Source organism: Pseudomonas sp. (assembly GCF_049590575.1).
Classification (GTDB): Bacteria; Pseudomonadota; Gammaproteobacteria; order Pseudomonadales; family Pseudomonadaceae; genus Aquipseudomonas.
In genome coordinates this window covers 1-11,177 of sequence record NZ_JBAWDE010000126.1, presented here as the reverse complement: position 1 = coordinate 11,177, position 11,177 = coordinate 1, and the positions used below count along the sequence as shown (strand labels likewise).

At 63.0% G+C, this 11,177-nt stretch carries 12 protein-coding genes; 6 read left to right on the top strand and 6 right to left on the bottom strand.

The genetic code is table 11. The features are described 5' to 3' along the window. Positions 1-72: 72 nt before the first annotated feature. The 4 genes from recO (at position 73) to tadA (ending at position 3,594) form a co-directional block, all read left to right on the top strand. Positions 73-762 carry a DNA repair protein RecO gene (gene recO, locus WBR57_RS10015; RefSeq protein ID WP_424083690.1) on the top strand — a complete coding sequence of 230 codons (690 nt, stop codon included), beginning with the start codon at positions 73-75 and terminating at the stop codon, positions 760-762. A gap of 51 nt (positions 763-813) precedes the next feature. Next, a complete protein-coding gene (gene pdxJ / locus WBR57_RS10010) occupies positions 814-1,557 on the top strand; it encodes a pyridoxine 5'-phosphate synthase (RefSeq protein ID WP_424083689.1) in 744 nt (247 codons plus the stop codon). Positions 1,558-1,720: 163 nt separating this feature from the next. Then, positions 1,721-3,097, top strand: coding sequence for a multicopper oxidase family protein (locus WBR57_RS10005; RefSeq protein WP_424083688.1), 1,377 nt, complete (start codon positions 1,721-1,723; stop codon positions 3,095-3,097). Further along, complete coding sequence (gene tadA, locus WBR57_RS10000) at positions 3,097-3,594, top strand: tRNA adenosine(34) deaminase TadA (protein ID WP_424083687.1); 498 nt, start codon at positions 3,097-3,099, stop codon at positions 3,592-3,594. Before WBR57_RS10005 ends, tadA begins: the two co-directional genes overlap by 1 nt. An 80-nt stretch (positions 3,595-3,674) precedes the next feature. Here tadA and cmoB read toward each other — a convergent pair whose 3' ends face one another. The 6 genes from cmoB to WBR57_RS09970 form a co-directional block, all read right to left on the bottom strand. Next, positions 3,675-4,631, bottom strand: coding sequence for a tRNA 5-methoxyuridine(34)/uridine 5-oxyacetic acid(34) synthase CmoB (cmoB, locus tag WBR57_RS09995; protein ID WP_424083686.1), 957 nt, complete (start codon positions 4,629-4,631; stop codon positions 3,675-3,677). Then, entirely contained in the window at positions 4,628-5,371 is a 744-nt protein-coding gene (cmoA, locus tag WBR57_RS09990; protein WP_122543535.1) for a carboxy-S-adenosyl-L-methionine synthase CmoA, read from the bottom strand. The genes cmoB and cmoA overlap by 4 nt, the downstream gene beginning before the upstream one ends. A gap of 36 nt (positions 5,372-5,407) precedes the next feature. Next, entirely contained in the window at positions 5,408-6,064 is a 657-nt protein-coding gene (locus WBR57_RS09985) for a lysoplasmalogenase (RefSeq protein WP_424083685.1), read from the bottom strand. Position 6,065: 1 nt separating this feature from the next. Continuing rightward, the gene (locus WBR57_RS09980; protein ID WP_424083684.1) at positions 6,066-6,455 is read right to left on the bottom strand and encodes a protease inhibitor I42 family protein; all 390 of its coding nucleotides are present in this window, start codon (positions 6,453-6,455) and stop codon (positions 6,066-6,068) included. A gap of 192 nt (positions 6,456-6,647) precedes the next feature. After that, positions 6,648-9,071 carry an endopeptidase La gene (gene lon / locus WBR57_RS09975; protein WP_424083683.1) on the bottom strand — a complete coding sequence of 808 codons (2,424 nt, stop codon included), beginning with the start codon at positions 9,069-9,071 and terminating at the stop codon, positions 6,648-6,650. Positions 9,072-9,163: 92 nt separating this feature from the next. Continuing rightward, the gene (locus tag WBR57_RS09970) at positions 9,164-10,153 is read right to left on the bottom strand and encodes a GntR family transcriptional regulator (protein ID WP_424083682.1); all 990 of its coding nucleotides are present in this window, start codon (positions 10,151-10,153) and stop codon (positions 9,164-9,166) included. A gap of 47 nt (positions 10,154-10,200) precedes the next feature. Between WBR57_RS09970 and WBR57_RS09965 the strand changes: the two genes are divergently transcribed. Together WBR57_RS09965 and WBR57_RS09960 are read left to right on the top strand one after the other, a co-directional pair. Next, the gene (locus WBR57_RS09965; protein ID WP_424083681.1) at positions 10,201-10,461 is read left to right on the top strand and encodes a hypothetical protein; all 261 of its coding nucleotides are present in this window, start codon (positions 10,201-10,203) and stop codon (positions 10,459-10,461) included. 28 nt (positions 10,462-10,489) lie between these two features. Next, positions 10,490-11,177 (top strand): amidase family protein (locus WBR57_RS09960; protein WP_424083680.1); only part of this gene is annotated, 688 nt, incomplete at its 3' end.

Sequence of the window (11,177 nt, the reverse complement as noted above, 5' to 3'; positions counted from 1 at the left end):
GGCTGACACACTGCCATCGGGGGCAAGCCCCCTCCCACATTAGGTTTGTGTTGTTTTCAAGATAGAGAACCCATGTCCCAATCCCAACCCCCCAGCCAACTCGCCTACGTCCTGCACAGCCGCGCCTACCGCGAGACCAGCGCCCTGGTGGACTTCCTCACGCCCCAGGGCCGCCTGCGCGCAGTCTTGCGCAGCGCGCGGGGCAAGGCGGGCACGTTGGCGCGGCCGTTCGTGGCCCTGGACGTGGAGTTTCGGGGCAAGGGTGAACTGAAAAACGTCGGTCGCCTAGAAAGCGTCGGCACGTCAGCCTGGCTCAATGGCGAGGCATTGTTCAGCGGCCTTTACCTGAATGAGTTGCTGATCCGCCTGCTGCCCGCCGAGGACCCGCACCCGGGGGTGTTCGATCACTACGCCGCCACCTTGCTGGCCCTGGCCGAAGGTCGGCCGCTGGAACCGTTGCTGCGCGCTTTCGAATGGCGCCTGCTCGACGACCTGGGCTACGGCTTCGAACTGAGCAACGACCTGCACGGCGATCCCATCGCCGCCGACGGCATGTACCGCCTGCAAGTGGACGCCGGCCTTGAGCGTGTGTACCTGCTGCAACCGGGCCTGTTCCAGGGCACGGAGCTATTGGCCATGAGCGAAGCCGACTGGACCGCCCCCGGCGCCTTGTCTGCCGCCAAACGCCTGATGCGCCAGGCGCTGGCCGTGCACCTGGGCGGCAAGCCGTTGGTCAGTCGCGAGTTGTTTCGAAAGCCCTGACATCCCCGTGTATGCTGTGCACCGATTCTTTCCCTTTTCAGGAGCGCTTCCGTGACCACCAGCAATCGCATTCTTCTTGGCGTCAACATCGACCACGTCGCTACCCTGCGCCAGGCCCGGGGCACCCGTTACCCCGACCCGGTCAAGGCCGCGCTGGACGCCGAAGAAGCGGGCGCCGACGGCATTACCGTGCACCTGCGCGAAGACCGCCGGCACATCCAGGAGCGCGATGTGTTGCTGCTCAAGGACGTGCTGCAAACCCGCATGAACTTCGAAATGGGCGTCACCGAAGAAATGATGGCGTTCGCCGAGCGCATTCGCCCGGCGCACATCTGCCTGGTCCCGGAAACCCGCCAGGAACTGACCACCGAAGGCGGCCTCGACGTGGCTGGCCAGGAAGCACGGATCAAGGCCGCGGTGGAGCGCCTGTCAGCGATCGGCAGCGAAGTCTCGCTGTTCATCGACGCCGACGAACGTCAGATCGAAGCCTCGCGACGTGTTGGTGCGCCGGCCATCGAACTGCACACCGGCCGTTATGCCGACGCCACCACGCCCACCGAAGTGGCCGATGAGCTGCAGCGCATCATCGACGGCGTACAGTGCGGGCTGAGTGAAGGCCTGATCGTCAACGCCGGCCACGGCCTGCATTACCACAACGTCGAAGCGGTGGCCGCGATCAAGGGCATCAACGAGCTGAACATCGGGCATGCGCTGGTGGCGCACGCGCTGTTCGTCGGTTTCAAAGGCGCGGTGGCCGAGATGAAAGCCTTGATCTTGGCTGCCGCCAAACACTAAAGACACTGACGATCCAATGTGGGAGGGGGCAAGACCCCTCCCACATTTTGACCTCAGTGAATTCGGCCATGCGGCAATGCGAAGCCTTACTGTTTAGCCGATGCAGGTGTATCGTATCTGCCCTTTGCGGGCCTCTGGCTTGCGGCAGATACGTGAGGTTGTTGTGTCCCGATCCTTTTCCCGTCGACAAATCCTGGGTGGTCTCGCCGGCCTGGCCGTAGTGGGCGTCGGTGCCGGTGGCGGCTATCGCTACTGGCTGGGGAAAGTCGCCGAGGCCGAGGCGGGGCACGATTACGAGTTGATCGCAGCGCCGCTCGACGTGGAACTGGTGCCGGGGCACAAGACCGAAGCCTGGGCCTTTGGCCCTTCGGCGCCGGGCACCGAGCTACGGGTGCGCCAGGGCGAATGGCTGCGGGTGCGTTTCATCAACCACCTGCCGGTCGCCACCACCATCCACTGGCACGGTATCCGCCTGCCGCTGGAAATGGACGGCGTGCCCTATGTCTCGCAATTGCCGGTGCTGCCCGGCGAATACTTCGACTACAAATTCCGCGTGCCCGACGCCGGCAGCTACTGGTATCACCCCCATGTGAACAGCAGCGAAGAGTTGGGCCGTGGCCTGGTCGGCCCGCTGATCATCGAAGAGCGCGAGCCCACCGGTTTCAAACACGAGCGCACCCTGAGCCTGAAGAGCTGGCACGTGGATGAAGAGGGCGCCTTTGTGGCCTTCAGCATCCCGCGCGAGGCGGCGCGTGGCGGCACCGCCGGGCGGCTGTCGACGATCAATGGCGTGTCCCAAGCGGTCATCGACTTGCCCGCCGGGCAGATCACCCGGGTGCGCCTGCTCAACCTCGACAACACCCTGACCTATCGCATCAACATCCCTGACGTGGAAGCGCAGATCTACGCGCTGGACGGCAACCCCATCGAGCCGCGCCCGCTGGGCAAGGAATACTGGCTGGGCCCGGGCATGCGCATCTGCCTGGCGATCAAGGCACCGCCGGCCGGTGAAGAGCTGTCCATCCGCAACGGCCCGGTGCGCCTGGGCACGTTCCGCTCGGTCGCCAATACTGACGCGCCAACCCCATGGCCACCGGCATTGCCCGCCAACCCGATTGCCGAGCCGGACCTGGCCAATGCCGAGAAACTCAACTTCAATTTCGAGTGGGTGGGTACGGTGTCGGTGGACGACGGCAAGCCGCCGAGCCTGTGGCAAATCAACGGCAAGGCCTGGGACATCACCGACAAGACCTGCGCCGATCGCCCGATTGCCAAGCTTGAGAAGGGCAAGAGCTACATCTTCGAATTGAAGAACATGACCCAATACCAGCACCCGATCCATCTGCACGGCATGAGCTTCAAGGTGATCGCCTCGAACCGCCACAAGGTGATCCCGTATTTCACCGACACCTACCTGCTCGGCAAGAACGAGCGCGCCCGCGTGGCGCTGGTGGCGGATAACCCGGGGGTGTGGATGTTTCACTGCCACGTGATCGACCATATGGAAACCGGCCTGATGGCCGCCATCGAGGTGGCGTGATGCGCCAGTTTCGCCCCACCTCGATTATCGACCGCAGCCGCGACCAGGACTTTATGCGTGAAGCCCTGGCCCTCGCCGCCCAAGGCGCCGCACTCGGCGAAGTGCCGGTGGGCGCGGTGCTGGTGCAGGACGGGGAAATCATCGGCCGTGGCTTCAACTGCCCGATCAGCGGCAACGACCCCAGCGCCCATGCGGAAATGGTCGCGATCCGCGCCGCCGCGCAAGCCATCAGCAACTATCGCCTGGTCGGCAGCACGCTGTATGTGACGCTGGAGCCGTGCAGCATGTGCGCGGGCCTGATCGTGCATTCGCGGGTGGCGCGGGTGGTGTACGGCGCGCTGGAGCCCAAGGCCGGGATCGTGCAAAGCCAGGGGCAGTTTTTTACCCAGGGCTTTTTGAATCATCGGGTGTTGTTTGAAGGCGGAGTGTTGGCCGAAGAATGTGGGACTGTTCTGAGTGAATTCTTCAAGGCCAGAAGGTCCAAGCCCGCGCTCTAAAGAACGCCGGGAAGCAAATGGGGGAGCGGGCTTGCCCGCTCCCCCATTTTGATCTCTGTTTGTTCAGAGAGAACTCACCGCTATTTCCTGGCGATGATCACCGCCCGCATCGGCGCCGGCAGCCCTTCGATGGTCTTGCTGTGATCTTCAGGGTCAAGAAAGTCACTCAGCGACTGATACTTCATCCACTCCGTGCCACGCTGTTCCTCGACCGTGGTCACGCTCACGTCCACACACCGCACCTCACTGAACCCGGCGCGGCGCAGCCATAGCATCAGCGCCGGCACCGATGGCAGGAACCACACGTTGCGCATCTGCGCGTAGCGGTCTTCCGGCACCAGCACTTGCTGCTGATCGCCTTCCACCACCAAGGTTTCCAGCACCAGCTCGCCGCCCTTGACCAGGGTGTCCTTCAGCGCCAGCAAATGCTCGATGGGCGAGCGACGGTGATAGAACACACCCATGGAAAACACCGTGTCGAAACCTTCCAGGTTCGGCGGCAGGTCTTCAAACGGGAACGGCAGGTGCCAGGCATTCGGTGCCGACAGGTAGCGCTGCACCGCCTGGAACTGGCAGAAAAACAGCCAGTTGGGGTCCACGCCGATCACGCTGTCGGCGCCGGCGCCGAGCATGCGCCACATGTAATAGCCGTTGCCGCAGCCCACATCGAGGATGCGTTTACCCTTCAAATCCAAATGCGGCGCAACCCGCGACCACTTCCAGTCCGAGCGCCACTCGGTGTCCACATGCACGCCGAACAGGTTGAACGGGCCTTTGCGCCACGGGCTCAGGCCCATCAGCGCGGTGTGCATCTGCGCGCGGGTGGCGTCGTCGCAATCGGTATCCAGGGTCAGGCCGTTGAGCAAATCCACCTGGCTGGGCTGGATGTTCGGCAAGGCATCCAGCGCGCTCTGCCAGCGCTCCAGGTCGCCGTGGCCCTTTTCCATCTTGCTATCGAGTTGCGCTTGCAGGCCCTGGGCCCACACGGCCAGGGGAGTGCCGACCAGGTGGCGGGCGAGGGGGGACAGATCAATCATGGCAAGGCAATCAACGAGGCAAAGTTAAGACACTGGAACCACGGCACGACTTTCGAGAACCCGGCCGCCAGCAGGCGTTCGCGGTGTTCTTCGAGGCTGTCGGGCTTCATGACGTTTTCGATGGCGCTGCGCTTCTGGGCGATTTCCAGTTCGCTGTAGCCGTTGGCGCGTTTGAACGCGACATGCAGGTCGGTGAGCAGCGCGTGTTCTTCAAGGTCATTGAAGCGCAGCTTTTCCGAGAGAATCAACGCACCGCCCGGCAGCAGCGCCTGGCGGATGCGGCCGAGCAACGCCAGGCGCTCCTCGGGGGCGATAAATTGCAGGGTGAAATTCAGCGCCACCACCGAGGCCGGCGCAAACTGCAGCGCGAGGATATCGCCCTCGACCACCTCGACCGGCAGCAGCTCCTGGAACATCGAGTCCTGGCCATTGAGGTATTCGCGGCAACGCTCGACCATCGCCGCCGAGTTATCCACAGCGATCACCCGGCAACCGTCGGTACGCACATGGCGGCGCAACGCCTGGGTGACCGCGCCAAGGGACGAGCCGAGGTCATAAAGCACACTGTTCGGTTGGGCGAATTGCGCGGCGAGCACGCCGAGGTTCTCGACGATGGTGGGGTAACCCGGCACCGAGCGCTTGATCATGTCCGGGAACACGCGCACCACGTCCTCGTTAAAGGCGAAGTCCGGCACCTGGGGCAAGGGCTGGGCGAATAGGCGATCGGGTTCTTTGCTCACGGCTGTTCCGGCGACGAGGGGGGAAGGGCCGGCATTTTAGCCAAATTGGCCCTCGTGTGCGCGGGTTGTCTGATGGAAAGCCGACGCCGTAATGCCCCACTGGCCGAGCCAATAGGTGGTGATCAATAAATACGGCGCGGCCTCGAATGACACGACAAACCGATTGATGCCGATCAGTGTGTCGGAAAACACAAACGACACCGCACCTGCGGCCGCCAGCCAGGCCGAGCGTTTTGGCACATCACTGCCCAGCCGCGCGAGTGCACGCCAGAGCATGGCGCTGATCACCAGGGCGTACACCACCACCGGAATCAGCAAGTCGCCGAGGCCGTGGGAAATCAGGATGTTCAGCAGGATGGCGCCTACGCCCAGCGCCAAAACCAGCGGCAACCACGCCAGGCGGCGGCAGTCGCTGCAATAGGCCTTGAGGTAGGCCAGGTGCGCAAACAGGAAGGCGCCGAGGCCAAAGATAAACAGGTCGCCCGGCCATGCGAGCAGTACATCGCCCACCAGTGAAAAAATCAGCCCCAGGCTGATCCAGCGTCGATACTCAGTGGGCGGCACATCGTGCAACCAACCCAGCAGCGCCAGCATTGGCAGTGGCTTGACCAGCAGGCACAGCAACGCTGCGTGGGTGGTCAGCCCGTAGATAAAAGTGCCGGCGCCCATCAACGCAAGAATCAGCCAGGGCATATCAGTTCACCGTGATGGCGCAGTCGAAAGTTTCGGCTGGTTCGGCTTCCGGTTCCCAAGGCTGCTGGGAGGTCAGGCGCAAGCGGCCCTGACCGGCCGTGAAGGCCTGGAAGCGCCAGGTGGATTGGCCGCCACCTCCGATCACGCCGGACTCGCTGCTGCTGTAGACCTCAGGGCTCAGCGCGCGCAACACGCCGCCAGCGGAATCCTGGATGGCCCAGCGGTAGCCGGTGGTGGGGTTGCTGGGCAGGGTGAGAATCAGGTTTTGTCCGGTTTTAAGCTGGAGCGGGCAGGCGCTCTGGTTGTCCACGCTGACGTTTTGCTTGGGGGCGCTGGCGCAGGCGGCCAGCAGGGCAAGGCTCAAGGGGAGAAGCAGGCGGGCAGCGGTCATGAGGGCTCCGTTGGTGGGCGACGAAGGGCGAGCATAACCGAAGATGGTACAAGGTGTGACGAGGCGGGGTTGTGTGTTGGCAGGACTGACCTCATCGGGGGCGAGCCCCCTCCCACATTTGAATGCGTTCACACATCAAAGTGTGGGAGGGGGCTTGCCCCCGATAAGGCCAGTGCAGGCGCTAAAGAACTGTCAGAAGAGCACCTTCGCCACATCCGCAAAGCGCTTGGCAAAGTGCACGGTCATGCCTTCCTTCAGGTACTCCGGCAATTCCTCGAAGCTGCCACGGTTCGGCTCGGGCAGGATCAACTCATGAATCTTCTGACGCCGCGCCGCAATCACCTTTTCGCGCACGCCGCCAATCGGCAGTACATGCCCGGTCAGCGTCAGCTCGCCGGTCATGGCCACGCCTTTTTTCGGCGGTTGGTTGCGCGCCAGCGACAGCAGCGCGCTGGCCATGGTCACCCCGGCACTCGGGCCGTCTTTCGGTGTGGCGCCTTCCGGCACGTGCAGGTGCACGAAGGCTTCGTCGAAGAACTTCGGATCGCCGCCAAACGACTTCAGGTTTGAGCTGATGTAGCTGTAGGCGATTTCAGCAGACTCCTTCATCACTTCACCCAGCTGCCCGGTGAGTTTGAAGCCGCGATTGAGCGTATGGATGCGCGTCGCCTCGATGGGCAAGGTCGCGCCGCCCATGCTGGTCCATGCCAGGCCGGTGATCACGCCGGTGCCGGACAGCACTTGCTCGTTGCGGAACACCGGCATGCCCAGGGAGCTTTCCAGGTCCTTGTTGCCGATCTTGATCACCGAATCCGGCTCATCCAGCAACTTGACCACAGCCTTGCGCACCAGTTTGCCCAGTTGTTTCTCCAACTGGCGCACCCCGGCTTCCCGGGCGTAACCGTCGATCAACGCGCGCAGGGCGCCGTCGCTGATGGTCAGGCTGGTTTTAGAGACACCGGCTTTTTCCAGCTGTTTTGGCCACAGGTGGCGTTTGGCAATCGCGACTTTTTCTTCGGTGATGTAGCCCGACAGGCGAATCACTTCCATCCGGTCGAGCAACGGGCCGGGTATCGAGTCGAGGGTGTTGGCGGTGCACACGAACAGCACCTTGGACAGGTCCAGGCGCAGGTCCAGGTAGTGATCGAGGAATTCTACGTTCTGCTCCGGGTCGAGGGTTTCGAGCAAGGCCGAGGCCGGATCGCCCTGGTAGCTCTGGCCCATCTTGTCGATCTCGTCGAGCATGATCACCGGGTTCATCACTTCCACATCTTTAAGCGCTTGCACCAGCTTGCCCGGCAGGGCGCCGATGTAGGTGCGGCGGTGGCCCTTGATTTCGGCCTCGTCGCGCATGCCGCCGACGCTGAAGCGGTAGAACGGCCGGCCCAGGGACTCGGCGATGGATTTGCCCACGCTGGTCTTGCCCACGCCCGGCGGGCCTACCAGCAACACGATGGAACCGGCGACTTCGCCTTTATAAGCGCCCACTGCGAGGAATTCGAGGATGCGACTCTTGATGTCGTCCAGCCCGGCATGGTGTTTGTCCAAGACTTTGCGTGCGTGTTTCAGGTCGAGTTTGTCCTCGCCATACACGCCCCACGGCACCGAGGTGGCCCAGTCGAGGTAGTTGCGCGTAACCGCGTATTCCGGCGAACCGGTTTCCAGGATCGACAGTTTGTTCAGTTCTTCATCAATGCGTTTTTTCGCCTGGGGCGGCAGCACCTTGCCTTCCAGGCGTTGCTCGAACTGCTCGACGTCCGCGCTGCGGTCGTCCTTGGTCAGGCCCAGCTCTTGCTGGATGACTTTGAGTTGTTCCTTGAGGAAGAACTCGCGCTGGTGCTCGCCGATCTTGCGGTTCACTTCGGCGGACAGTTCTTTCTGCAGGCGCGCGACTTCGACTTCCTTGCGCAGCATCGGCAAGACTTTTTCCATGCGCTTGAGCATGGGCACGCAGTCCAGCACTTCCTGCAACTCGTTACCGGTGGCCGAGGTCAGCGCGGCGGCGAAGTCGGTGAGCGGCGACGGGTCATTGGGGCTGAAGCGGTTGAGGTAATTTTTCAACTCTTCGCTGTACAGCGGGTTGAGCGGCAGCAGTTCCTTGATCGCATTGATCAGCGCCATGCCGTAGGCCTTGACCTCGTCGGTCGGCTGGGTCGGCTGGTGCGGGTATTCGACTTCGACCAGGTACGGCGGGCGGTGATGCTTGAGCCAGGTCTTGATGCGCACACGGGTCAGGCCCTGGGCGACGAATTGCAGTTTGCCGTTCTCGCGGCTGGCGTGGTGCACCTTCACCAGGGTGCCGTACAGCGGCAGGCTGGAGGTGTCGAAATGCCGCGGGTCTTCAGGCGGGGTGTCCATGAAAAACAGGGCGAGCGAGTGGTGGTCGGATTTGCTCACCAGCTCCAGGGTTTCGGCCCACGGTTCTTCATTGACGATCACCGGCAGCACTTGCGCCGGGAAAAACGGCCGATTGTGGATCGGGATGATGTAGACCTTGTCCGGCAGGTTTTGCCCAGGCAGGGCGAGGCCGGTGTTGGAAGAAGCTTCGTGTTCAGCGTTTTCGGGATCGGCGTAATCGTTCAGGTCGATGTCCGGGAATTCTTGCTGGTCGCTCATGGGGCACCTGCATAAGGAAGTATGGAGGTTAGATGGGGCGGGGCAGCGGTGGTTTCAATGGCGGCGCGTACTTAGCAACAATTTGCATAAAATCAGCTGATCTTATGCAGGTAGCTTGGCAACGGTTGCTCGGGTAACACCGACAACACCTTCAAACGCTGCAACATGCGCTGGCGCGCGCGCTGCAAATGCTCGCGCAGGTTCAGCGCGGCGGCATCGAAGGCGCCATGCAGCAGTAATTCAAGAATCAGGCGATGTTCGGCGAGCATGGCCGGGTCGGCGCCTATCCCCAGCAAACGGTAGAAAATCCGACTGATGATCATCGGGCTCTGGCCCTGGCGGATCAGCGCGGCGATCTTGCGATTCTGCAGGCCGGCCAGGCAGCGCTGGTGCAGGTCCTCTTCGATCTGCTCGATGGCCTCCAGGCTGCAATGGGGGCTTTCCTGGGCGTCGAGCACGCGCTGCAACATGCCTTCGAGCAGTTCGCGGTCCAGGTTCGGCGCGCTCTGGCGCAAGGCCTCGGGCTCCAGGCAGGCGCGCAGTTCGTAGTCTTCGGTCACCTCCCTGGCGGTCAGCGGCCCGGCCAGCCATTGGGTGTACGGCTCTTTTTCCACCAGGCCACGGTCACGCAGGCGCATCAGCGCTTCCCGCACCACCGCACGGCTGACGCCGTAATGGTCAGCGGCGGCTTGCTCGTCGAGGCGGTAATGGCCGAAAGCTATACAGGTCGACAGCGCCGCGCCGATTTCCTCGACGATCCGCTCGCCCAGCGGCCGCGTGTCCACCAGTTCATCCTCACCGTTCAGCCCCAGGTGCGCATGGCTCAGGGGCAGGCGCAGTGGCTCCATCGCCAAGCCATCGGGGTTGATCAGGTAGCCACGGCCATTGAAGCGGCAGATCAGCCCCTCGTCATGCAGCAGGTCCAGCGCCTTGCGCACCGGCACGCGGCTGGTGCCGAACAGTTCGGCCAGCGGCGCCTCCAGCAACACCAACCCGTGGCGCGCGGTGCCATTGACGATCGCGTCACGCAACACTTGGTGAATCATCGCGTAACGGGAGGCCGAGGCGGACACTGCTTTCATTACGTTCCCTGGGGCATATAGGACGGTGGCCGGGGATTCTCTCATAGATGCGCCTGTCACTCTGCGCCACGTCGGTGGCACTTTTTTGGGGCCTGGAAGGTTGGAATGTTACTTTTCTGCACCAAAATGTACTTATTCATAAAAGATACATTATTCAGTTGCGCGCATTTCGCCGCGCCTGCGCTGGATTTTTTCTCGGCCTTGCTGCCATCTATCCTGCAGTTCTGCGCGGAATCCGCGGAATGCAGCGCGCGGTGTATCTACAGATTGGCACGGAATCTGCCTTTGTAAAATGTACATTTTATTAATATGTACGTTTTGTGGGGGGTCAACCCGATGTCAGACGCCACTTCAATGGCCGAGGATTTCGCCAGCGGTCGCAGCGACCCGGTGCAAGTCCTCGAGCAGACGCTCGATAGAGCCGGCCAGGTCCCGGCGGTGTTTATCAGCCTGACGGCCGAACGCGCGCGCCGTGAAGCCGAGGCGTCTGCCGCTCGCTGGCGCGCGGGCCAGCCCTTGAGCGTGTTCGACGGCGTGCCACTGGCGTGGAAAGACCTGTTCGACGTGGCCGGCAGCATCACTACCGCCGGCGCCGCGTACCGGCGCCATGCGCCCGCGGCCTTGCTCGATGCACCCAGTGTCGGCCTGCTGTGCCGTGCCGGGATGGTCAGCGTGGGCAAGACCAACCTCAGCGAGCTGGCGTATTCCGGGCTGGGCCTGAACCCGCATTTCGGTACGCCGCATAACCCGCACGGGACTGATCAGCCGCGTATTCCCGGCGGTTCGTCCTCCGGTTCGGCGGTGGCGGTGGCGGCGGGCATTGTGCCGATCGCCATGGGCACCGACACGGCCGGTTCCATCCGTATCCCCGCCGCGCTCAATGGCCTGGTGGGGTACCGCAGCAGCAGCCGTCGCTACAGCCGCGACGGCGTGTTCCCGCTGGCCCACAGCCTCGACAGCCTTGGCCCGCTGGCCCGCAGCGTGCGCGATGCGCTGGCCATCGACGACCTGCTTCACGGCCGCA